At 70.3% G+C, this 26462-nt stretch carries 1 protein-coding gene; it reads left to right on the plus strand.

From position 1 onward, the window contains the following. Positions 1–2 precede the first annotated feature (2 nt). Positions 3–26462, plus strand: a 26460-nt coding sequence (locus tag D7V93_RS03285; protein ID WP_120641964.1) for a non-ribosomal peptide synthase/polyketide synthase, incomplete at its 3' end; no start/stop codon positions are given.

The following is a 26462-nucleotide window of genomic DNA, read 5'->3' on the forward strand; positions in this document are numbered from 1 at the left end:
CCATGGCGAACGAGACGGACAAGAAGCCCACGCTCACGCGCGAGGAGAAGCTCGCGCTGCTCGCGAAGCGGCTGGAGAAGAAGCCCCGGCCCGCGCTGCCACTGACGTTCTCCCAGCAGCGGATGTGGTTCCTGGAGCAGCTCTCCCCCGGGCTCGCGGCCTACAACCTGCCGCTGGTGGTGGAGCTGTCGGGGCGCCTGGACGTGGCCGTGCTGGAGCGGAGCTTCCAGGAGGTCGCGCGCCGCCACGAGTCGCTGCGGACGCACTTCGGCGAGGTCTCCGGGACGCCGGTGCAGCTCGTGGAGGCCCAGGCCCGGCTTCCGTTCACCGTGGAGGGGCTGAAGGACATCCCGGCTCCTGAGCGCGAGGCCGCGGTGCGCCAGCGCATCCAGCGGGAGATGCAGACGCCGTTCGACCTGGCGCGCGGCCCGCTGGCCCGCGTGGTGCTGCTGCGGGTGACGTCGGAGCGGCACGTGCTCCTGGTGGTGGTGCACCACATCATCTCCGACGGCTGGTCCATGGGCGTGCTCACCCACGAGGTCGTGGCGCTCCATGGGGCCTTCTCCCAGGGTCTGCCCTCTCCGCTGCCGGAGCTGCCGCTGCAGTTCGCGGACTACGCCGCGTGGCAGCGGGGACAGCTGCGGGGCGAGGCGCTGGATGCGCACCTCGAGTTCTGGCGCAAGCGACTGGAGGGGGCGCCGCACGCGCTGGAGCTGCCCACGGATTGGCCCAGGCGCTCGGCGACGGGACGGGCCGCGCAGCACAAGGCCCTGCTGCCCCTGCCGTTGGTGGAGCGGCTGGAAGCGCTGGCGCGCGGCGAGGGCGCCACGCTCTTCATGGCCGTGCTGGCCGGGCTCCAGGCGCTGCTGTCCCGGTACAGCGGGCAGAAGGACCTGCTCATCGGCGCGCCGTATGCGAACCGGAGCCGGAAGGAGACGGAGGGGCTGATCGGCCTCTTCTTCGAGCCGCTGGTGCTGCGAGCGGACCTGTCGGGCCGGCCGGACTTCCGCGAGCTGCTGCGCCGCGCGAAGGCGGGCACGGTGGAGGCCTTCGCGCACCCGCATGTCCCGTTCGAGCCGCTGCTGAAGGCACTGGGCGTGGAGCGGGACCTGACGCGCGCGCCGATGTTCCAGGTGCTCTTCGGGCAGTTGGATGCGCTGCCACGGGTCCACGCGGTGCCGGGGCTGAGCGTGCGGATGCTCGACGCGGACGTGACGAGCACGGAGCTGGACCTGACCCTGATGATGGCGCGAGGCCCCGAAGGCATCGCACTGGCGGCCACGTACAACGCGGACCTGTACGACGCGGCCACCGTGGAAGGGCTGCTGGGCCACCTGGAGTCGCTGCTCGACGCGGCGGTGGAGTCCCCGGAGCGCGCGGTGGAGACCCTGCCGCTGCTCGGGGCCCTGGAGCGGCAGCGGCTGCTGGTGGAGTGGAACGGGGCGGCGGAGGCCCTGCCTCTCGATGCCGGTGCCCATGCGCTGTTCGAGGCGCAGGTGGCGAGCACTCCGGACGCCACGGCCGTGGTCGCGGGCAGCGACTCCGTGACGTACCGCGAGCTGGACGCGCGGGCGAACCGCGTGGCGCGGCGGCTGCGGGAGCTCGGGGTGGGGCTGGAGTCCCGGGTGGCCGTGTGCGTGGAGCGCTCGGTGGAGATGCTGGCGGCGCTCCTGGGCGTGCTCAAGGCGGGCGGTGCCTATGTGCCGCTGGACCCGGAGTACCCGGCGGATCGGCTGGGCTTCATGCTGGGCGACAGCGGCGCGCGCGTGGTGGTGTCGCGCGAGTCGTTCCGCGAGAAGCTGGGCGGCGCACCGGGCTGCATGTGGCTGGACGTGGAACCGCTCACGCAGGTGGGGGATGGGACGGCGCCCGGCGTGCGGGTGCCTCCGGAAGCCGCGGCGTATGTGCTCTACACGTCGGGCTCCACGGGGCGTCCGAAGGGCGTGGTGGTGCAGCACCGCTCGCTGGTGAACTTCATCCGCGCGGAGTGGAAGGCCTGCCCGGTGGAGCCGGGGGACCGGGTGCTCCAGTTCGCGTCCATCAGCTGGGACACGAGCGCGGAGGAGATCTATCCGTGCCTCACGCGGGGCGGCACCCTGGTGCTGCGCACGCCGGAGATGCTCGACGCGCCGGACGTCTTCCTCGCCCGGTGCGAGGCGGCGGGCATCACCCAGCTCAACCTGCCCACGGCCTTCTGGCACGAGGTGACGGCGAGCCTGGACGAGGGCAAGGCCCGGCTGCCCGCGGGGTTGAAGTGGGTGGTCATCGGTGGCGAGCGGGCGGTGCCCGAGCGGGTGGCGCAGTGGCGCCGTCGGGTGGGCAGCGCGGTGCCCCTGCTGAACACCTACGGGCTCACCGAGGTGACGGCCGTGGCCACGGCGGTGGACCTGTCCGCTGGGCCCGAGGACTCCGGGCGCGAGGTGCCCATCGGCCGGCCGCTGACGAACGTCCGGATCTACGTCCTCGACGGTGAGCGGGAGCTGGTTCCCACGGGCGTGGTGGGCGAGCTGTACATCGGCGGCGAAGGCGTGGCGCGGGGCTACCTCGGCCGGCCGGAGCTGACAGCGGAGCGCTTCGTCCCGGGTCCCTTCGATGGCGAGCCGGGCGCACGGCTGTACCGCACCGGGGACCAGGCGCGCTGGAGGCGCGACGGTGTGCTGGAGTACCTGGGCCGGGCCGACACGCAGGTGAAGGTGCGGGGCCATCGCATCGAGCCGGGCGAGGTGGAGGCGGCGCTGCTCGGGCAGCCGGGTGTGCGCGAGGCGCTGGTCGTGGTGCGCGAGGATGCTCCTGGCGACAAGCGACTGGTGGCCTACGTGGTGGCTCGCGAAGGGCGGGCGCTGGAGGGCAGGGACGTCCGCGCGGTGCTGGAGCAGCGGCTGCCACGGTTCATGGTGCCGCAGGCGGTGGTGGTGCTGGAGCGGCTTCCGCTGCTGCCGAATGGGAAGCTGGACCGCAAGGCGCTGCCCGCGCCGGAGTCGGTGCAGGAGCCCCGGAAGCAGGCGCACGTCGCGCCTCGCACGCCGGCGGAGCAGATGCTGGCGGGCTTCTGGGCGGAGGTGCTGCGCCTGGAGTCGGTGGGCCTGCACGACAACTTCTTCGAGGTGGGCGGGCACTCGCTGCTGGCCATGCAGCTGGTCGCGCGGGTGCGCGAGGCCTTCCGGGTGGACCTGCCCCTGCGCGACGTCTTCGAGTCGCCCACGGTGGCGGCGCTGGCGGAGCGGATCGCGAGGGCGGTGGCCGTCGCGGGCATCCCGGCGCCGCCGCTGACGCGGAGGGAGCGCGAGCGCGGCACGGCTCCGCTGTCCTTCGCGCAGCAGCGCTTGTGGTTCCTCGCGCAGCTCGATCCGGCGAACACGTCCTACAACCTCTGGGCTCCGGTGCGGGTGACGGGCGCGCTGGACGTGGGAGCGCTGGAGCGTGGCTTCGGGGAGCTGGTGCGCCGGCACGAATCGCTGCGCACCACGTTCCACGCCGAGGGTGGCTCGCCCGTGCAGGTCATCGCCTCCGAGGCCCGGGTGCCGCTCGAGGTGGTGGACCTGTGCACGCTGCCCGAGAGCGAGCGCGAGGCCGCAGCGAAGGCCCGGGCCGAGGAAGAGGTGCGCCGCCCGTTCTCGCTGGAGCAGGGGCCGCTGCTGCGCACGGTGCTGCTGAAGGTGTCCGAGCAGGAGCACGTGCTGGTGCTGGTGATGCACCACATCGTGTCGGACTACTGGTCCATGGGCATCCTCGTGCGCGAGGTGTCCGCGCTGTACGAGGCCCTGGCCCAGGGGCAGCCGTCGCCGTTGCCGGAGCTGCCCGTGCAGTACCCGGACTTCGCGATGTGGCAGCGCGAGTGGCTGAAGGGCCCGGTACTGGAGGCGCAGCTCGCCTACTGGCGCCAGCAACTGGCGGGGGCGCCGCGAGCGCTGGAGCTGCCCACCGACAAGCCTCGTCCCCTGACGCAGACGTTCCGGGGCGCGAACCGACTCGTGCGATGGCCCAAGGCGCTGTGGCGCGACATGGACGCGCTCGGCCGGCGTGAGGGTGTGACGCCCTTCATGGTGTTGCTGGCGGCGTTCCAGACGGTGCTGTCGCGCTACTCAGGGCAGGACGACGTGAGCGTGGGCGCGCCCCTCGCGGGCCGTTCGCACTCGGAGACGGAGGGGCTGATCGGCTTCTTCGTCAACACGCTGGTGCTGCGCACGAAGCTGTCACCCAGGCAGAGCTTCCGCGAGCTGTTGGGGCATGTGAGGGAGGTGACGCTGGGCGCGTATGCGCACCAGGACGTGTCGTTCGAGAAGCTGGTGGAGGAACTCCACCCCGAGCGCGACCTGAGCCGCAGCCCGCTGTTCCAGGTGACGTTGACGCTGCAGAACACCCCCGCGTCCGAGGTCCGCCTGCGGGGCCTCACCCTCAAGGGGATGGAGGCGGAGGAGAAGACGTCGAAGTTCGACCTGTCGCTGGTCGTGGAGGAGCTGCAGGACGACGTGGTGGCGCTGGTCAACTACAACAGCGACCTGTTCGAGGCCGGGACGATGGACCGGATGCTCGGGCACCTGCGGGTGCTGTTGGAGTCGGCGGTCGCGCGGCCGGAGCAGCGGCTGTGGGAGCTGCCGCTGATGGGGCCGCAGGAGCAGCAGCGGCTGGTGCGGGAGTGGAGCGGGAAGGCTACGGAGTACCCGCGCGAGAAGTCGCTGCCGGAGCTGTTCGAAGCGCAGGCGCAGCGGACGCCTGAAGCAGTAGCGGTGGAGTACGAGGCGCAGCGACTGACGTACGGGGAGCTGAACCGGCGGGCCAATCAGCTCGCGCACCAGCTGCGGGCGATGGGAGTGGGGCCCGAGGTGCGCGTGGGCCTGTGCGTGGAGCGCTCGCTGGAGCTGGTGGTGAGCGTGCTGGGCATCCTGAAGGCGGGAGGGGTGTACGTCCCACTGGATGCCAGCTACCCACTGGAGCGACTGTCGTGGATGAAGCGCGAGGCCGGAGTGGCGCTGCTGGTCGCCCAGGAGAAGCTGGCGGACGAGGTGGCCTCGGGCGGCGAGCTGGTGGTGTGCGTGGACACCGAGTGGGGTTCCATCGCGCGCCAGCCCGAGAGCAACCTGGCTGCACGCGTGGGCGGCGACCACCTGGCGTACGTGATGTTCACGTCGGGAAGTACGGGCCAACCGAAGGGCGTGGGAGTCCCGCACCGCGCGGTGTCGCGGCTGGTGCTGGGGACGGACTTCGCTCACTTCGGGCCGGAAGAGGTGTGGCTGCAACTGGCGCCCATCTCCTTCGACGCCTCGACGCTGGAAGTCTGGGGAGCACTGCTGCACGGAGCGAAGCTGGTGGTGTACCCGGCGGGCACGCCGTCGCTGGAGGAACTGGGCCGCACGCTGGAGGCGTCGGGCGTCACCTCGCTGTGGCTGACGGCGGCGCTCTTCGAGCAGATGCAGGCGAGGCAGCCGCAGGCCCTATCGAAGGTGAAGCAGCTACTGGCTGGTGGCGACGTCCTGCCGGTAGGCCGCGTGAAGGAGCGGCTTGCCTCCGGAGGCGTACTCATCAACGGGTACGGGCCGACGGAGAACACGACGTTCTCCAGTTGCTACCGGATGGAGAGTCCGGGGGACGTGGGCACCTCGGTGTCCATCGGCCGGCCGATTCCCAACACGACGGCCTATGTGTTGGACGGGGCAATGCAGCCGGTACCTGTGGGAGTGCCGGGCGAGCTGTGCGTGGGAGGAGAGGGCCTGGCCGTGGGGTACGTGGGCCGGCCGGAGCTGACGGCGGAACGCTTCATCCCCAACCCCTTCGGAGACGGCGAGCGGCTGTACCGCACGGGCGACACGGTGCGGTGGTTGGCGGACGGACGCCTGGAGTTCTTCGGAAGGCGTGACGGACAGGTGAAGGTGCGGGGCTACCGCATTGAATTGGGCGAAGTGGAAGCCGCACTGACCCAATACGCCGGAGTCAGCGAGGCCGTGGTGGTGGCCCGGGAAGACGGGGCCGAAGGCAAGCGACTGGTGGCCTACGTCACGGCGCAGGAAGGCGCTGTGCTGGAGGCCAGTGAGCTTCGAAGCCACGTGAAGCAGCGGCTGCCGGAGTACATGGTGCCGCAGGCCTACGTGGTGCTGGACGCGCTGCCGCTGACGCCCAACGGCAAGGTGGACCGCAAGGCCCTGCCTGCACCGGAGGCGCGAAGCCCACAACCCGAGCGCTTCGCGGCTCCGCGCACGGCCACCGAGCAGAAGCTGGCGGCCATCTTCGCCGAGGTGCTGAGCGCCCCCCAGGTGGGCCTGGACGGAGACTTCTTCGAGCTGGGTGGACACTCACTGCTGGCCACGCAGGTGGTGTCTCGCGTGCGCGAGGCGTTCCAGGTGGAACTGCCCCTGCGTGACATCTTCGAGTCGCCCACGGTGGAGAAGCTGGCCCGGCGGGTGGAGGAAACGCAGGCGAATGCCTCGGCCCTCCAGGCACCGCCGCTGAAGCGGGTGCCGCGCCTGGGCGCGCTGCCCTTGTCCTTCGCGCAACAGCGGCTGTGGTTCCTCGACCAACTGGAGCCGGGCAGCCCCTTCTACAACATCCCGTTGGCTATCCGGCTCTCGGGCTCGCTGCACGTGGATGCGCTGGAGCGCGGCCTTCGCGAGCTGGTGCGCCGTCACGAGGTGCTCCGCACGACGTTCCGCACCGAGGGCGGCACGCCCGTGCAGATCATCTCCCAGCAGCCCGTGCTCGCCATGACCGTGGTGGACCTGTGCTCGCTTCCCCCGGAACAGGCCGAAGGGGAAGTCCACCGGCTGCTGCATGAGGAATCACTCCGCCCGTTCGACCTCTCCAGCGGTCCACTGCTCCGGACGCGCCTGCTGAAGCGCTCGGAGCAGGAGCACGTGCTGCTGACGAACATGCACCACATCGTCTCGGATGGGTGGAGCCTGGGCGTCATCGTCCGGGAGCTCTCCACCCTCTACGGAGCCTTCCGCGAGGACCAGCCCTCTCCACTGCCCGAGCTGGAGGTGCAGTACGCCGACTTCGCCGCCTGGCAGCGCGCCTGGCTGGAGAGTGGCGCGCTCCGGCGGCAGCTCGACTGGTGGCGCCAGCAGCTCGCTGGCGCGCCCCACGTGCTCGGGCTCCCCACCGACCGGCCGATGCCCGCGGTGCAGACCTTCCGCGGCGCCAACGTCCCGGTCCGTCTGTCCCGGACCTTCTCCTCCGCCGTGAAGGCCCTGGCACAGCGGGAAGGCGCCACGGCCTTCATGGTGCTGCTCGCGGGCTTCCAGGCGCTGCTGTCCCGCTACTCGGGCCAGGACGACCTCGTCGTGGGCACGCCCGTCGCGGGCCGCAACCGCGCGGAGACCGAAGGGCTCATCGGCTTCTTCGTCAACACGCTGGCGCTGCGGGCCCGCCCCTTCGCGGAGAAGCCGTTCCGCACCCTGCTCGGTGAGGTGAAGGACGCCGCCCTCGGGGCCTATGCGCACCAGGACGTTCCCTTCGAGCAGCTCGTGGAGGAGCTCCAGCCGGAGCGCAGCCTCGGCCACTCGCCGCTGTTCCAGGTGATGTTCTCCCTGCAGAACACGCCCGTGCCCGAGTCGCGCGTATCCGGGCTCGAGATGCGCCCGATGGACACGGAGCTCGGCGCCGCGAAGTTCTTCCTCACGCTGGCGCTGGAGGAACTGCCGGAGGGTTTCTCCGGGGTGTTCGAGTACAACTCCGACCTCTTCGAGTCCTCCACGATCGAGCGCCTGGCCGCGCACTGGGTCACGCTGCTGGAGGCAGCGGTGGCCACGCCGGATCAACGTCTGGCCGCGTTGCCGCTGCTGTCCTCCGAGGAGCGACACCGGCTGCTCGTGGAGTGGAACGACACCGCGGTGGAGTACCCGCGCGACACGCCCGTGCACGTGCAGCTGGCGGCCCTCGCGGCGCGCATGCCGGACGCCGTGGCGCTCTCCTGGGAGTCCGGACAGCTCACCTACGCGGAGCTGATGGCGCGGACGCGGACGCTGGCCGGGCACCTGCGGCGGCTCGGCGTGGGGCCCGAGGTGCGCGTGGGCCTGTGCGCCCGACGCTCGCCCGAGATGGTGACGGGGCTGCTCGCCATCCTGGAGGCGGGTGGCGCCTGGGTGCCGCTGGAGCCGGACGCTCCGCGTGAACGCCTGGCCCTCCTGTGGGAGGACGCGCGCCCCGCGGTGCTGCTCGCACAGCGTGTCCTGCGGGACGTGCTGCCCGCGAGCGCGACGCCCGTGGTGTGGCTCGATGAGGACCTGGAGGCGGTGCCCGCCGCGACGTGGGACTCGGGCGTGGTGGCGGACAACGCCGCCTATGTCCTCTTCACCTCCGGCTCCACGGGCCGCCCCAAGGGCGTGCTCGTCTCCCATCGCGCGCTCGCGCGGCACACGGCCTGGTACAGCTCCGCGCTGGCGCTGGGAAGCGGGGACCGGGTGCTGCAGAAGGCCTCGCTCGGTTTCGATGCCTCGGTGCCGGAGGTGCTGGCCACGCTGGTGTCCGGCTCCCGACTGGTGCTCGCGCCGGCCGACGCGGAAGGGGACACGGAGGCCCTGCTGGCCTCGTTGGAGCGACTGCGGGTGACGGTGCTCCAGCTCGTGCCGTCGCAGCTGCGGGTCCTGCTGCAGGATGAGCGCGTCGGGCGCGCGTCGGGCCTGCGCGTGCTGCTGTCCGGGGGCGAGGCGCTCCCGGTGGAGCTCGTGCGCCAGGCGAATGAGCGGCTGCCGTCCACGCTCCTCGTCAACGCCTATGGGCCCACGGAGACCACCGTCGACGCGACGGCGTGGCTCGGAGGAGATCCGGGCGAGGGCCCCACCGCGCCCATCGGCCGCCCCATCGGGAACACGCGGACGTACGTGCTGGACACCCGAGGCCAGCCGGTCCCCACGGGAGTCCCTGGGGAGCTGTTCATTGGAGGCGATGGCCTTGCGCGCGGCTATGTGGGCCGGCCGGACCTGACGGCGGAGCGCTTCGGGCCAGACACCTTCAGTGGCGATCCGGGCGCGCGGCTGTACCGCACGGGGGACCGGGTGCGCTGGCTCGCCGGGGGCTCGCTGGAGTTCCTGGGCCGCGTGGACGCACAGGTGAAGGTGCGGGGCTACCGCGTCGAGCCGGGTGAGGTAGAGGCAGTGCTGGCGGAGCACCCGGCCGTGCGCCTCGCGGCGGTGGTGGCGCGCGAGGACGTGCCGGGTGACACGCGGCTCGTGGCCTACGTGGTACCTCGGGCCTCCGCGCCGCCGGCGGAAGCCTCCGGGGCGCTGGACGCCACCGAGCTGCACGCCCACCTGGCCCGGCGTCTGCCGCCGCCCATGGTGCCCTCGCGCTTCGTGGTCCTGGAGTCCCTGCCGCTGCTGCCCAACGGCAAGGTGGACCGCAAGGCGCTGCCCGCGCCGGACGTGGACGTCACCGGGCGCGAGTACGTCGCGCCGCGCACCCCCACCGAAGAGCTGCTGTCCGGGTTCTTCCGCCGGCTGCTGGGCGTGGAGCGCGTGGGGGTGCACGACGACTTCTTCGGGCTGGGCGGACACTCGCTGCTGGCCACGCAGCTCGTGTCGCGGGTGCGGTCGACCTTCCGGGTGGAGCTGGCGCTGCGCGAGCTGTTCGAGGCCCCCACGGTGGCCGAGCTGGCCCGGCGGGTGGACCAGGCTCAGCGGCAGGGTCCCGCGCGGCCGGTGCCCCGCATCGAGGCCCTGCCAGGCGTCCGGGAGCTGCCGCTGTCGTTCGCGCAGCATCGGCTCTGGTTCCTGGACCAGCTCCAGCCAGGGAGCGCCTTCTACAACGTGCCCGCGGTGGTGAAGCTGACCGGGCCGCTGGATGCGCGCGCGCTGGAGTGGAGCTTCGAGGAGCTGGTGCGCCGGCACGAATCGCTGCGCACGACGTTCCACTCCGGGGGCGGCACGCCGGTGCAGGTCATCTCGCCGGAGCCGGTGCTCGCCTTCGCGAGGGTGTCGCTGGAAGAGGTGCCGGAAGCGGACCGCGACGCGGAGGCGAAGCGGTGGGCGGAGGACGAGACCCAGCGGTCCTTCGACCTGAGGAAGGGCCCGTTGCTGCGGGCCACGCTCCTGCGTCTGCGCGAACAGGAGCACGTGCTGGTGCTGGTGATGCACCACATCGTGTCGGACGAGTGGTCCATGGGCATCCTCGTGCGCGAGGTGGTGGCGCTCTACGAGGCGCTCTCCCAGGGGCAGCGATCGCCGCTGCCGGAGCTGCCGCTCCAGTACGGCGACTTCGCGGTCTGGCAGCGCGAGTGGCTGAAGGGCGACGTGCTGGAGAAGCAACTGGCGTACTGGAAGCAGCAGCTCGAAGGCGCTCCGCGAGCGCTGGAGCTGACCCCGGACCATCCGCGTCCGGCGATGCAGACCTTCCGCGGTGGGATGCTGGACGTGAGCTGGCCGGCGGAGCTGTGGGCGGCGGTGAAGGCGCTCGGGCAGACGGAGGGCGCGACGCCGTTCATGGTGCTGCTGGCGGCGTTCCAGACGGTGCTGTCGCGCTACTCGGGGCAGGAGGATGTGAGCGTGGGCTCGCCCATCGCGGGCCGGACGCGCGAGGAGACGGAGGGGCTCATCGGCTTCTTCGTCAACACGCTGGTGCTGCGCACGAAGTTGTCACCCGGGCAGAGCTTCCGCGAGCTGTTGGGGCAGGTGCGGGAGGTGACGCTGGGCGCGTATGCGCACCAGGACGTGCCCTTCGAGAAGCTGGTGGAGGAACTGCATCCCGAGCGCGACCTGAGCCGCAGCCCGCTGTTCCAGGTGACGTTGACGCTGCAGAACACCCCCGCGTCCGAGGTCCGGCTGCGGGAGCTGACGCTGAAGGGCGTCGACGCCCAGGAGAAGACCTCGAAGTTCGACCTGTCGCTGCTGGTGGAAGAGGCGCCGCACGGACTCGCCGTGGCGGTGAACTACAACAGCGACCTGTTCGAAGCGGAGACGATGAAGCGGTTGCTGGAGCACCTGCGGGTGCTGCTGGAGTCGGCGGTCGCGCGGCCGGAGCAGCGGTTGTGGGAGCTGCCACTGATGGGACCGCAGGAGCAGCAGCGGCTGGTGCGGGAGTGGAGCGGCACGGCGGCGGAGTACCCGCGCGACTCCAGCTTGCACGTCCTCTTCGAGGCTCAAGCGCAGCGGACGCCAGAAGCGGTGGCGGTGGAATACGAGGGCCAGCGGCTGACGTACGCGGAGCTGAACCGGCGGGCCAATCAGCTCGCGCACCACCTGCGGGCGATGGGAGTGGGGCCCGAGGTGCGCGTGGGCCTGTGCGTGGAGCGCTCGCTGGAGCTGGTGGTGAGCGTGCTGGGCATCTTGAAAGCGGGAGGCGTGTACGTCCCCTTGGATGCGAGCTACCCGCTGGAGCGACTGTCGTGGATGAAGCGCGAGGCCGGAGTGGCGCTGCTGGTCGCCCAGGAGAAGCTGGCGGACGAAGTGGCCTCGGGTGGTGAGCTGGTGGTGTGCGTGGACACCGAGTGGGGTTCCATCGCGCGCCAGCCCGAGAGCAATCCGAACTCGAACGTCGGCGGCGGCCACCTGGCGTACGTGATGTTCACGTCGGGCAGCACGGGCCAACCGAAGGGCGTGGGCGTGCCGCATCGTGCGGTGTCGCGGCTGGTGCTGGGGACGGACTTCGCGCGCTTCGGGCCCGAGGAGGTGTGGCTGCAACTGGCGCCCATCTCCTTCGACGCCTCGACGCTGGAAGTCTGGGGTGCGCTGCTGCACGGCGCGAAGCTGGTGGTGTACCCGGCGGGCACGCCGTCGCTGGAGGAGCTGGGCCGCAAGCTGGAGGAGTCGGCCATCACGTCGCTGTGGCTGACGGCGGCGCTCTTCGAGCAGATGCAGGCAAGGCAGCCGCAGGCCCTGGCGAAGGTGAAGCAGCTACTGGCCGGTGGCGACGTCCTGCCCGTGGGCCGCGTGAAGGAGCGATTGGAATCCGGAGGCGTGCTCATCAACGGGTACGGGCCGACGGAGAACACGACGTTCTCCAGCACCTACCGGATGGAGCGGGCCGAAGAGGTGGGCACCTCGGTGTCCATCGGCCGGCCGATTCCCAACACGACGGCGTATGTGCTGGACGGGGCGATGCAGCCCGTGCCCGCAGGAGTGCCGGGCGAACTGTACGTGGGAGGCGAGGGCCTGGCCGTCGGTTACGTGGGCCGACCGGAGCTGACGGCGGAGCGCTTCATCCCCAATCCCTTCGGAGACGGCGAGCGGCTCTACCGCACGGGTGACAAGGCGCGGTGGTTGAGCGACGGCACGCTGGAGTTCCTGGGCCGCACGGACACGCAGGTGAAGGTGCGGGGCTACCGCATCGAGCTGGGCGAAGTGGAAGCCGCACTGGCGCAGCACGCCGGAGTCAGCGAGGCCGTGGTGGTGGCCCGGGAGGATGGAGCCGAAGGCAAGCGACTGGTGGCGTACGTCACGGCGGAGGAGGGCGCCGCACTGGAATCCAGCGAGCTTCGCAGCCACGTGAAGCAGCGGCTGCCGGAGTACATGGTGCCGCAGGCCTACGTGGTGCTGGACGCGCTGCCCCTGACGCCCAACGGCAAGGTGGACCGCAAGGCGTTGCCCGCACCGGACACGGAAGGCACCACGAGCGCGCGGTTCGTGGCGCCATGCACGGCCACCGAGCAGAAGCTGGCGGCCATCTTCGCCGAGGTGCTGAACGTCGAGCGCGTCGGCCTCGACGGAGACTTCTTCGAGCTGGGCGGGCACTCGCTGCTGGCGACCCAGCTGGTGTCTCGCGTGCGCGAGGCCTTCCAGGTGGAACTCCCGCTGCGGGATGTCTTCGAAGCGTCCACGGTGGAGAAGCTGGCGCAGCGTCTGGAAGGTGGGCTCACCCACACACAGGGCCTCCATGCGCCGCCGTTGAAGCGGGTGCCGCGCACGGGTGCGCTGCCCCTGTCCTTCGCACAGCAGCGCCTGTGGTTCCTGGATCAACTGGAGCCGGGGAGCCCGTCCTACAACATCCCGGTGGCGGTGAAGTTGACGGGGACCGTGCGGGTCGCCGCGCTGGAGCAGGCCTTCGACGCGCTGGTGCGTCGGCACGAATCGCTGCGCACGACCTTCCATGCGGAGGCTGGCACGCCCGTGCAGGTGATTGCTCCGGAGTCGCGCGTGCGACTGCGCGCGGTGGACCTGAGCGGCCTGCCCGAGGTGGAGCGCACCGAGGAGACGCAGCGGCTGTTGGGCCAGGAAGCGTCGCTTCCGTTCAAGCTGGAGCAGGGGCCCCTGCTGCGCACGGTGCTGGTGAAGCTGTCCGAGCAGGAGCACGTGCTGGTGCTGGTGATGCACCACATCGTCTCGGACGGCTGGTCCATGGGCGTCCTCGTCCGCGAGGCTGCCGCATTGTACGAGGCATGCTCGCAGGGCCGGCCGTCGCCGCTGCCCGAGCTCCCCCTCCAGTACGCGGACTACGCGGTGTGGCAGCGCGAGTGGCTCCAGGGCGAAGTGCTGGACGCCCAGCTCGCCTGGTGGAAGCAACAGCTCCAGGGAGCTCCTCGCGCATTGGAGCTGCCCACGGACAAGCCGCGCCCCGCGGTGCAGCTGTTCCGGGGCGACAGCCGCGACGTGCAGTGGCCGCGTGAGCTGTGGGAGTCGGTGAAGGCGCTCGCGCACCGGGAGGGCGCGACGCCGTTCATGGTGTTGCTGGCGGCGTTCCAGACGGTGCTGTCGCGCTACTCGGGGCAGGACGACGTGTGCGTGGGCTCGCCCATCGCCAATCGCACCCGGGCCGAGACGGAAGGGCTCATCGGCTTCTTCGTCAACACGCTGGTGCTGCGGGCGCGGCTGGGTGGCAACCCCGCGTTCCGTGAGCTGCTGGCGCAGGTGCGGGAGACGACGCTCGGAGCGTATGCGCATCAGGACACCCCCTTCGAGCGGTTGGTGGAGGAGCTCAAGCCCGAGCGCGACCTGAGCCGCGGCCCGCTCTTCCAGGTGATGTTCATCCTGCAGAACACGCCTGCGGTGGAGCTGCGCCTGCCGGGGCTCACCCTGGCGGGGATGGACGGGGAGGCCCGGACGTCGAAGTTCGACCTGACGCTGGAGCTGACCGAGACGCCGCAGGGGCTCTCGGTCGGGGTCGTGTACAACCGCGACCTCTTCGAACCCGGGACGATGGACCGGCTGACCGGCCACCTGCGGGTGCTGCTGGAGGCCGCCGTGCGGACTCCCGACGCGCGCCTGGCGCAGCTGCCACTGCTGGGAGAGGCGGAGCATCGCCGGGTGCTCGTGGAGTGGAACGACACCCGCACGGGCTTCGCGCCCACCACCGTCCAGGCCCTCTTCGAGGCGCAGGTGGAGCGGACGCCTGACTCGCTCGCCGTCGTGGCCGAGGACTCGCGCCTGACGTACCGCGAGCTGAACCGGCGGGCCAACCAACTGGCGCACCACCTGCGCTCCATGGGCGTGGGTCCGGACGTCCCGGTGGGTCTGTACCTGGACCGCTCGGCCAGTGCGCTGGTGGGCCTGTGGGGCATCCTCAAGTCGGGCGGGGCCTACGTTCCGCTGGACCTCGCGTTCCCCGCCGAGCGCCTCCGGGGTGTTCTCGCGGACGCGGGAGCGCGGGTGCTCGTCACGCACTCGGCCCTGGCGGACGGTCTGGGCTGGGACGGTGGAGGGGTGATCCGCCTGGATTCGGACGCGGGCCCGCTGGCGGAGCGGAGTGAAGGCAACCCGGTGCCCACGGCGGCCCCGGAGAACCTCGCCTACGTCATCTTCACCTCCGGCTCCACGGGCCGGCCGAAGGGCGTGGCCATCGAGCACCGGCAGCTCGTCAACTACGTGGAAGGCGTGTCGCGCCGGTTGGAGCTTCCGCAAGGCGCCTCCTTCGCCTCCGTGTCCACGCTGGCGGCGGACCTGGGCCATACCGCCGTCTTCCCGACGCTCTGCCGGGGCGGCGCGCTGCACCTCGTGTCGCGCGAGCGCGCGTCGGATCCGGCCGCGCTGGCCGAGCTCTTCGAGCGCGAGGCGGTGGACTGCCTGAAGATCGTCCCCGCGCACCTGCAGGCGCTCCTGGCCTCCGGGAACCCCCAGCGGGTGTTGCCACGCCAGCGCCTGGTGTTGGGCGGTGACGTCTCCGACTGGTCGCTGATGGACCGCGTGCACGCGCTGGCGCCGGACCTGGTGGTGTTCAACCACTACGGGCCCACCGAGACGACCGTGGGCGTGCTCACGCTGCGGGTGGAGCGTGGGGCGGAGGGCCGCGTGTCCGCGTCCGTGCCGCTGGGCCGGCCCATTCCCAACGCGCGCATCTACGTCCTGGATGCGCACCTGCGCCCGGTGCCCGCGGGCATCCCGGGAGAGCTGTGCATCGGTGGGAGCGCCGTGGGCCGGGGCTACCTGGGCCGCCCGGACCTGACGGCCGAGCGCTTCGTGCCGGACGCGTACTCGGACGTGCCGGGAGCGCGGATGTACCGCACGGGGGACCGGGCCCGTCTGCTGGCGGAGGGACAGGTGGAGTTCCTCGGGCGCGTGGATCACCAGCTCAAGGTCCGCGGCTACCGAGTGGAGCCGGGAGAGGTGGAAGCGGCGCTGGAGCGGCACCCCGAGGTGCGCGAAGCCGTGGTGGTGGCTCGCGAGGCCATGACGGGTGGCAGGCGACTGGTGGCGTACGCGGTGCCGAAGCCGGGCCAGCTCCTGGAGGCGGACGCCCTGCGCGACTTCCTGGGCCGCACGCTGCCCGACTACATGGTCCCGCAGGCCTTCGTGGTGCTGGAGGCGCTGCCCCTGACGCCCAACGGCAAGGTGGACCGCGGTGCGCTGCCGGCACCGGACTTCCAGGCAGCGGAGCCAGGGGCTTTCGTCGCACCGCGCACGGCCACCGAGGAGGTCCTGGCGGGCCTCTTCGCCGAAGTGCTGGGCCTGGAGCAGGTGGGCATCCACGGCGGCTTCTTCGAACTGGGCGGGCACTCGCTGCTGGCGACGCAGGCCATCTCGCGGATCCGCGGCGCCTTCGGCATCGAGCTGCCGCTGCGGGAGCTCTTCGAGGCGCCCACGGTGGCGGTGCTCGCCGAGCGGGTGGACCGCGCGGTGCGGTCCGGCGCGGGCTTCGTGGCACCTCCGCTGAAGCCGAGGGCGGAGCGGAAGGACGTCCTGCCGCTGTCGTTCGCGCAGCAGCGACTGTGGTTCCTGGAGCAGCTCGCGTCCGGCAGTGCCTTCTACAACGTCCCGGCGGTGGTGAAGCTCACGGGACCGCTGGACGTGGCCGCCCTGGAGCGCGGCTTCGACGCGCTGGTCCGCCGTCACGAATCCCTGCGGACGACGTTCCGCGCCGAGGGCGGTCTGCCCGTGCAGGTCATCTCGCCGGCGGCCCGGGTCGTGCTGGAGGTCGTGGACCTGGGTGGACTGCCAGGCGCCGAGCGGGAGCAGGAGGCCCGGCATCGCGCGGAGGCGGAGGCGCTCCGGCCGTTCGACCTGGAGAAGGGGCCGCTGCTGCGGACCTCCCTGCTGCGGCTCGGGGAGCAGGAGCACGTGCTGGTGCTGATGATGCACCACATCGTGTCGGACGGCTGGTCGATGGGCGTCCTCGTCCGCGAGGTGGCCGCGCTCTACGAGGCCTTCGCGTTGGGGCGCCCGGCGCTGCTGCCAGAGCTGGCGGTGCAGTACCCGGACTACGCGGTGTGGCAGCGCGAGTGGCTGAAGGGCGAGGTCCTGGAGGCGCAGCTCGACTACTGGAAGCAGCGGCTGGAGGGAGCCCCGGCCGCGCTGGAGCTGCCCACGGACAAGCCGCGTCCCGCGGTGCAGACGTATCGCGGTGAGCTGCGGCACGTGCTGTGGCCCAAGGCGCTGTGGCGCGACATGGAAGTGCTCGGCCGGCGCGAGGGCGCGACGCCGTTCATGGTGCTGCTGGCGGCGTTCCAGACGGTGCTGTCGCGCTACTCGGGGCAGGAGGACGTCTGCGTGGGTTCGCCCATCGCGGGACGTACGCAATCGGAGACGGAGGGGCTGATTGGCTTCTTCGCCAACATGCTGGTGCTGCGCGCGAAGCTGATGCCGGAGCAGCGCTTCCGCGAGCTGCTGGGGCAGGTGCGGGAGGTGACGCTGGGAGCGTACGCGCACCAGGAGGTGCCGTTCGAGAAGCTGGTGGAGGAGCTGCGGCCGGAGCGTGACTTGAGCCGGAGCCCGCTGTTCCAGGTGACGCTGACGCTGCAGAACACGCCGGTGACGGAGGTGAAGCTGGCGCAGGGGCTGACGCTTTCCGGGATGGAGGCGGAAGGCAAGACGTCGAAGTTCGACCTGTCGCTGGTGGTGGAGGAGGTGCCGCACGGAGTGGTGGCGGCGGTGAACTACAACAGCGACCTGTTTGAAGCGGAGACGATGCATCGGCTGCTGGAGCACTTGAGGGTGCTGCTGGAGTCGGCGGTCGCGCGGCCGGAGCAGCGGTTGTGGGAGCTGCCGCTGATGGGGCCGCAGGAGCAGCAGCGGCTGGTGCGGGAGTGGAGCGGCACGGCTACGGAGTACCCGCGTGAGAAGTCGCTGCCGGAGCTTTTCGAAGCGCAGGCGCAGCGGACGCCAGAAGCGGTGGCGGTGGAGTACGAGGCGCAACGGCTGACGTACGGGGAGCTGAACCGGCGAGCCAATCAGCTCGCGCACCACCTGAAGGCGATGGGAGTGGGGCCCGAGGTGCGCGTGGGCCTGTGCGTGGAGCGCTCGCTGGAGTTGGTGGTGAGCGTGCTGGGCATCCTGAAGGCGGGAGGGGTGTACGTCCCGCTGGATGCCAGCTACCCGCTGGAGCGGCTTGCGTGGATGAAGCGCGAGGCCGGAGTGGCGCTGTTGGTCGCCCAGGAGAAGCTGGCGGACGAGGTGGCCTCGGGTGGTGAGTTGGTGGTGTGCGTGGACACCGAGTGGGGCTCCATCGCGCGCCAGCCCGAGAGCAATCCGAACTCGAACGTCGGTGGCACCCACCTGGCGTACGTGATGTTCACCTCGGGAAGTACGGGCCAACCGAAGGGCGTGGGCGTGCCGCACCGCGCGGTGTCGCGGCTGGTGCTTGGGACGGACTTCGCGCGCTTCGGGCCCAAGGAGGTGTGGCTGCAACTGGCGCCCATCTCCTTCGATGCCTCGACGTTGGAAGTCTGGGGAGCACTGCTGCACGGAGCGAAGCTGGTGGTGTACCCGGCGGGCACGCCGTCGCTGGAGGAGCTGGGCCGCAAGCTGGAGGAGTCCAGCATCACGTCGCTGTGGCTGACGGCGGCGCTCTTCGAGCAGATGCAGGCGAGGCAGCCGCGAGTGCTGGCAGGAGTGCGGCAGTTGCTGGCGGGTGGCGACGTGCTGCCGGTAGGCCGCGTGAAGGAGCGGCTTGCCTCCGGAGGCGTGCTCATCAACGGGTACGGGCCGACAGAGAACACGACGTTCTCCAGCACCTACCGGATGGAGAGTCCGGAGGACGTGGGCACGTCGGTATCCATCGGCCGGCCGATTCCCAACACGACGGCGTACGTGCTGGACGGGGCAATGCAGCCGGTACCGGTGGGCGTGCCGGGCGAGCTGTACGTGGGAGGCGAGGGCCTGGCCGTCGGTTACGTGGGCCGGCCGGAGCTGACGGCGGAGCGCTTCATCCCCAACCCCTTCGGAGACGGCGAGAGGCTGTACCGCACGGGCGACACGGTGCGGTGGCTGGCGGACGGACGCCTGGAGTTCTTCGGCAGGCGCGACGGGCAGGTGAAGGTGCGGGGCTACCGCATCGAGCTGGGCGAAGTGGAAGCCGCACTGACCCAATACGCCGGAGTCAGCGAGGCCGTGGTGGTGGCCCGGGAAGACGGGGCCGATGGCAAGCGACTGGTGGCCTACGTGACGGCGGAAGAGGGCACCGCACTGGAGGCCAGTGAGCTTCGAAGCCACGTGAAGCAGCGGTTGCCGGAGTACATGGTGCCGCAGGCCTACGTGGTGCTGGACGCGCTGCCCCTGACGCCCAACGGCAAGGTGGACCGCAAGGCCCTGCCCGCACCCGAGGCGCGAAGCCCGCGGCCCGAGCACTTCGTGGCACCGCGCACAGCCACCGAGCAGAAGCTGGCGGCCATCTTCGCCGAGGTGCTGAGCGCCCCCCAGGTAGGCCTGGACGGAGACTTCTTCGAACTGGGTGGGCACTCACTGCTGGCCACGCAGTTGGTGTCGAGGGTGAGGGAAGAGCTGCGGGTGGAACTTCCCCTGCGTGACATCTTCGAGTCGCCCACGGTGGAGAAGCTGGCCCTCCGGATCGAAGAAGGGTTCGGGAAGGAAGAGTCCGCGGCCCGAGCGCCGCCACTGAAGCGGGCGCCTCGGGACAAGCCGCTGCCGCTGTCGTTCGCGCAGCAGCGACTGTGGTTCCTCGACCAGCTGGAGCCGGGCAGTCCCTTCTACAACGTTCCCTCGGTCGTGAAGCTCACGGGGCACCTGGATGCCACGGCCCTGGAGACCAGCTTCCGCGAACTTGTGCGCCGGCACGAATCGCTGCGCACGACGTTCCGCGCGGAAGGTGGCGAGCCGGTGCAGGTCATCGCGGAGGAGCCGGTCCAGTCCTTCCGCCAGATGGATGTCACCGCGCTGGCGGCGGAGCGTGAAGCCACGGCGCAGCATTGGATCGAACAGGAGCTCCAGCGTCCCTTCAACCTGGAGCAGGGGCCGCTGCTGCGGGCGACGCTGCTGAAGCTGGCGGAGGAAGAGCATGTGTTGGTGCTGGTGATGCACCACATCGTGTCGGACGGCTGGTCGATGGGCGTGCTGGTGAGGGAAGTGGTGGCGCTGTACGAGGCGTACGCGCAGGGCCGTGAATCGCCGCTGGCGCAACTCCCCGTGCAGTACGCGGACTACGCGGTGTGGCAGCGCGAATGGCTGAAGGGCGAGGTGCTGGAAGAGCAGCTGGGATACTGGAAGACGCAGCTTGAAGGAGCGCCCAGAGCACTGGAGTTGCCCACGGACAAGCCGCGCCCGGCGGTGCAGACGTTCCGGGGAGACACGAGGCTGTTGCAGTGGCCGAAGGGGCTCTGGGAGTCGGTGAAGGGGCTGGCGCAGCGGGAGAATGCAACGCCCTTCATGGTGCTGCTGGCGGCGTTCCAGACGGTGCTGGGCAAGTACGCGGGGCAGGACGACGTCTGCGTGGGCTCGGCGATCGCCAATCGCACGAGAGGAGAGACGGAGGGGCTGATTGGCTTCTTCGTCAACACGCTGGTGCTGAGGGCGAAGCTGACGCCGGAGCAGAGCTTCCGGCAACTGCTGGGGCAGGTGCGGGAGGTGACGCTGGGGGCGTATGCGCACCAGGAAGTGCCCTTCGAAAAGCTGGTGGAGGAGCTGCAGCCGGAGCGTGACTTGAGCCGGGGTCCGCTCTTCCAGGTGATGTTCGTGCTGCAGAACGCGCCGGGCGGAGCGGTGAGCCTACCGGGGCTGAAGCTGGAGGCGGCGGAGTCCTCGGGGAAGACGGCGAAGTTCGACCTGACGCTCGGCCTGGGTGAGTCGAGCGACGGAGGCCTCGCGGGCGCGCTGGAGTTCAACAGCGACTTGTTCGAGGGCCGCACGGTGGAGCGGCTCTTGGGGCACCTGCGCGTGTTGCTCGAAGAGGCGGTGAGGGTGCCGGAGAAGCGGCTGTGGGAGTTGCCGCTGATGGGGCCGGAGGAGCAGCAGCGGCTGGTGAAGGAATGGAGCGGCAAGACGGCGGAGTACCCGCGCGAGACGTCGCTGCCGGAGCTGTTCGAAGCGCAGGTCTTGAAGACGCCGGAAGCGGTGGCGGTGGAGTACGAGGGGCAGCGACTGACGTACGCGGAGCTGAACCGGCGAGCCAATCAGCTCGCGCACCACTTGAAGTCGATGGGCGTGGGGCCCGAGGTACGCGTGGGCCTGTGCGTGGAGCGCTCATTGGAGCTGGTGGTGAGCGTGCTGGGCATCTTGAAGGCGGGAGGCGTGTACGCCCCGCTGGACGCCAGCTACCCACTGGAGCGGCTGTCGTGGATGAAGCGCGAGGCCGGAGTCTCGCTGCTGGTAGGCCAATACAAGCTGCTTCAGTCCGTGGGCCTCACCGAAGGCGGACCCGTGGTGTGCGTGGACACCGAATGGGGTTCCATCGCGCGTCAGCCCGAGAGCAACCCGAGCCCGAGTGTCGGCGGCGACCACCTGGCGTACGTGATGTTCACCTCAGGCAGTACGGGTCAGCCGAAGGGTGTGGGAGTCCCGCACCGGGCGGTGTCGCGGCTGGTGCTGGGGACGGACTTCGCGCGCTTCGGGCCCGAGGAGGTGTGGCTGCAACTGGCGCCCATCTCCTTCGACGCCTCGACGTTGGAAGTCTGGGGAGCACTGCTGCACGGGGCGAAGCTGGTGGTGTACCCGGCGGGCACGCCGTCGTTGGAGGAACTGGGCCGCAAGCTGGAGGAGTCCAGCATCACCTCGCTGTGGCTGACAGCCGCGCTCTTCGAGCAGATGCAGGCGAGGCAGCCGCAAGCGCTGGCGGGAGTGCGGCAGTTGCTGGCGGGTGGCGACGTGCTGCCGGTGGGCCGCGTGAAGGAGCGATTGGAATCCGGAGGCGTACTCATCAACGGGTACGGGCCGACGGAGAACACGACGTTCTCCAGCACCTACCGGATGGAGAAACCGGAGGAGGTGGGCGCCTCGGTGTCCATTGGCCAGCCCATCCGGAACACGACGGCGTACGTGCTGGACGGGGCGATGCAGCCGGTACCGGTGGGCGTGCCGGGCGAGCTGTTCGTGGGAGGCGAGGGTCTGGCAGTCGGTTACGTGAGCCGGCCGGAGCTGACGGCGGAGCGCTTCATCCCGAACCCCTTCGGGGACGGCAGCCGGCTGTACCGCACGGGAGATGTGGTGCGGTGGCAGGAGGACGGGCGGCTGGAGTTCTTCGGAAGGCGTGACACGCAGGTGAAGGTGCGGGGCTACCGCATCGAGCTGGGAGAGGTGGAAGCCGCCCTGGCGGCGTACACCGCTGTCAGCGAAGCGGCGGTTGTGGCGAAAGACGAGGGCGCGGAAGGCAAGCGACTGGTGGCCTACGTGACAGCTCGTGATGGAGCGGCGCTGGAAGCCAGCGAGCTTCGGAGCCACCTGAAGCAGCGACTTCCGGAGTACATGGTGCCGTCGGTCTACGTGGTGCTGGACGCACTGCCCCTGACGCCCAACGGCAAGGTGGACCGCAAGGCGCTGCCCGCGCCGGAGGCAGGGCTTCGCACGGCCAGCTCCGAGTACGAGGCACCCCGTACCCCCACCGAGGAGCTGCTGGCGGGTCTCTACTCCCAGGTGCTGGGGGTCGAGCGCATTGGCTCGAAGGACCACTTCTTCGAGCTGGGCGGGCACTCGCTGCTGGCGACACAGGTGGTGTCGCGGATCCGCGGCGCCTTCGGCATCGAGCTGCCCCTGAGGGAGCTGTTCGAGGCACCGACCGTGGCGGCCCTCTCCGAGCGGATTGAACAGGCTGCTCGCGCTGGCCAGTCGCTCACGGTCCCGTCGCTGAAGCCGCGCACGGCCCCCGGGGCGGCATTGCCGCTGTCGTTCGCGCAGCAGCGACTGTGGTTCCTGGATCAGATGCAGCCAGGCAGTGCCTTCTACAATGTGCCCGCGGTGGTTTGGGTGGAGGGCCTCCTGGATACGGGAGTGCTCCAGCGGAGCTTCGAGGAACTCGTGCGCCGCCACGAGTCGCTGCGGACGACGTTCAGCACCCATGACGGAAGGCCCGTCCAGGTCATCGCGGAGGAGCCGGTGCTGGCCTTCCGGCTCGTGGACCTGGAGTCCTCGCCGGAAGAAACCCGCGCGGCGGAGGCCACTCGCCTGGCGGAGCAGGAGTCGAACCAGCCGTTCGATCTGGAGAGGGGCCCGCTGCTGCGGGTGACGCTGCTGAAGGTCTCCGAGCAGGAGCACGTGCTGGTGCTGGTGATGCACCACATCGTGTCGGATGGCTGGTCGATGAACGTCCTCGTCCGTGAGGTGGCGGGGCTGTACGAGGCCTTCTCGCAGGGACATGCGTCACCGCTCCCCAAGCTGGCGGTGCAGTACCCGGACTACGCGGTGTGGCAGCGCGAGTGGCTGAAGGGCGACGTCCTGGAGGCGCAGCTCGATTACTGGAAGCAGCGGCTCGAAGGCGCGTCGCGAGCGCTGGAGCTGCCCACCGACCGGCCCCGTCCCGCGGTGCAGACCTTCCGCGGAGGGCACTTCGAGCACCAGTGGCCCAAGCCCCTGTGGGAGCGCGCGAAGGCCCTGGCACAGCGCGAGGGTGCGACACCGTTCATGGTGCTGCTGGCGGCGTTCCAGACAGTGCTGTCGCGCTACTCGGGGCAGGAGGACGTGAGCGTGGGTTCGCCCATCGCGGGGCGCACGCAAGCAGAGACGGAGGGCCTGATCGGCTTCTTCGCCAACATGCTGGTGCTGAGGGCGAAGCTGACGCCAGAGCAGAGCTTCCGCGAGCTGCTGGCGCATATGCGCGAGGTGACGCTGGGAGCGTACGCGCACCAGGAGGTGCCGTTCGAGAAGCTGGTGGAGGAGCTGCGGCCGGAGCGTGACCTGAGCCGGAGTCCGCTCTTCCAGGTGACGCTGACGCTGCAGAACACGCCCGTGTCGGAGGTGAAGCTGGCGCAAGGGCTGACGCTCTCCGGGATGGAGTCGGAAGGAAAGACGTCGAAGTACGACCTGTCACTGGTGGTGGAGGAAGTGCCGCACGGCGTGGTGGCGGCGGTGAACTACAACAGCGACTTGTTTGATGCGGAGACGATGCATCGGCTGCTGGAGCACTTGAGGGTGCTGCTGGAGTCGGCGGTCGCTCGGCCGGAGCAGCGGTTGTGGGAGCTGCCGCTGATGGGGCCGCAGGAGCAGCAGCGGCTGGTGCGGGAGTGGAGCGGGAAGGCTACGGAGTACCCGCGCGAGAAGTCGTTGCCGGAGCTGTTCGAAGCACAGTCACAGCGCACGCCGGAAGCGGTGGCGGTGGAGTACCAGGGCCAGCGGCTGACGTACGCGGCACTGAACCGGCGGGCCAATCAACTCGCGCACCACTTGAAGGCCATGGGCGTGGGGCCCGAAGTGCGAGTGGGCCTGTGCGTGGAGCGCTCGCTGGAGTTGGTGGTGAGCGTGCTGGGCATCTTGAAGGCGGGAGGCGTGTACGTCCCGCTGGATGCCAGCTACCCGCTGGAGCGGCTGTCGTGGATGAAGCGCGAGGCCGGGGTGGCGCTGCTGGTCGCCCAGGAGAAGCTGGCGGACGAAGTGGCCTCGGGTGGTGAGCTGGTGGTGTGCGTGGACACCGAGTGGGCTTTCATCGCGCGCCAGCCCGAGAGCAACCCGTTCTCGAACGTCGGCGGCGACTCCCTGGCGTACGTGATGTTCACGTCGGGCAGCACGGGCCAGCCGAAGGGCGTGGGCGTGCCGCACCGCGCGGTGTCCCGGCTGGTGCAGGGGACGGACTTCGCGCACTTCGGGCCGGAAGAGGTGTGGCTCCAGTTGGCGCCCATCTCCTTCGACGCCTCGACGCTGGAAGTCTGGGGCGCACTGCTGCATGGGGCGAAGCTGGTGGTGTACCCGGCGGGCACGCCGTCGCTGGAGGAACTGGGCCGCACGCTGGAGGCGTCGGGCGTCACCTCGCTGTGGCTGACGGCGGCGCTCTTCGAGCAGATGCAGGCGCGGCAACCGCAGGCCCTATCGAAGGTGAAGCAGGTGCTGGCGGGTGGAGACGTCCTGCCGGTGGGCCGCGTGAAGGAGCGGCTTGCCTCCGGAGGCGTACTCATCAACGGGTACGGGCCGACGGAGAACACGACGTTCTCCAGCACCTACCGGATGGAGAAACCGGAGGAGGTGGGCACCTCGGTGTCCATCGGCCGGCCGATTCCCAACACGACGGCGTACGTGCTGGACGGGGCGATGCAGCCGGTACCGGTGGGAGTGCCGGGCGAACTGTACGTGGGAGGCGAGGGTCTGGCAGTCGGCTACGTGGGGCGCCCAGAGCTGACGGCGGAGCGCTTCATCCCGAACCCCTTCGGAGACGGCAGTCGGCTGTACCGCACGGGCGACAAGGTGCGGTGGTTGAGCCACGGCACGCTGGAGTTCCTGGGCCGCACGGACACGCAGGTGAAGGTGCGGGGCTACCGCATTGAATTGGGCGAAGTGGAAGCCGCACTGACCCAATACGCCGGAGTCAGCGAGGCCGTGGTGGTGGCTCGGGAAGACGGGGCCGAAGGCAAGCGACTGGTGGCCTACGTCACGGTGGAGGAGGGCACCGCACTGGAGGCCAGCGAGCTTCGGAGCCACGTGAAGCAGCGACTGCCGGAGTACATGGTGCCGCAGGCCTACATGGTGCTGGACGCACTGCCCCTGACGCCCAACGGCAAGGTGGATCGCAAGGCCCTGCCCGCACCGGACACGGAGGGCACCACGAGCGCCCTGTTCGTGGCCCCGCGCACGGTGGCCGAGCAGAAGCTGGCAGCCATCTTCGCCGAGGTGCTGAACGTCGAACGGGTCGGCCTGGACGGAGACTTCTTCGAACTGGGCGGCCACTCGCTGCTGGCGACGCAGTTGGTGTCTCGTGTGCGCGAGGCATTCCATGTGGAGCTGCCGCTGAGGGACGTCTTCGAAGCGTCCACGGTGGAGAAGCTGGCACAGCACCTGGAACGTGCGTCGGGGTCTGGAGCGGCCGTGCAGGCACCTCCGTTGGTTCGGGCCTCGCGCGAGGGGGCTCTGCCCTTGTCGTTCTCGCAGCAGCGGCTCTGGTTCCTGGATCAACTGGAGCCGGGCAGCTCTTTCTACAACGTGCCCGTGGCGGTGAGGCTCACGGGGAGGCTCGACATCGGAGCGTTGGAGCGGAGCCTCGATGAACTGGTGCGTCGGCACGAATCGCTCCGCACCACGTTCCAGAGCGAGGGCGGAATGCCCGTGCAGGTCATCTCCTCCAAGGCGCAGGCCCGGCTGGAGGTGGTGGAGCTTGGAGCGCTGCCCGAAACCGAGCGTGCTCTGGAGGCGAAGCGCTTCACGGAGCAAGAGGCCAGGCACCCGTTCAACCTGGAGCAGGGACCGCTGCTGCGGGCGACGCTGCTGAAGCTGGCGGAGGAAGAGCACGTGCTGGTGCTGGTGATGCACCACATCGTGTCGGACGGTTGGTCGATGGGCGTCCTCGTCCGCGAGATGGTGGCGCTGTACGAAGCCTACGCGCAGGGCCGTGCATCACCACTGGCGGAGCTTCCCGTGCAGTACGCGGACTACGCGGTGTGGCAGCGCGAATGGCTGAAGGGCGAAGTGCTGGAGGCCCAGCTCGACTGGTGGAAGCAGCAGCTGCAAGGGGCGCCCAGAGCGCTGGAGTTGCCGACGGACAAGCCGCGTCCGGCGGTGCAGACGTTCCGGGGAGACACGAGGCTGTTGCAGTGGCCGAAGGGGCTCTGGGAGTCGGTGAAGGGGCTGGCGCAGCGGGAGAACGCAACGCCCTTCATGGTGCTGCTGGCGGCGTTCCAGACGGTGCTGGGCAAGTACGCGGGGCAGGAGGACGTCTGCGTGGGCTCGGCGATCGCCAATCGCACGAGAGGAGAGACGGAGGGGCTGATTGGCTTCTTCGTCAACACGCTGGTGCTGAGGGCGAAGCTG

The organism is Corallococcus llansteffanensis (assembly GCF_003612055.1).
Taxonomy (GTDB): Bacteria; Myxococcota; Myxococcia; order Myxococcales; family Myxococcaceae; genus Corallococcus; species Corallococcus llansteffanensis.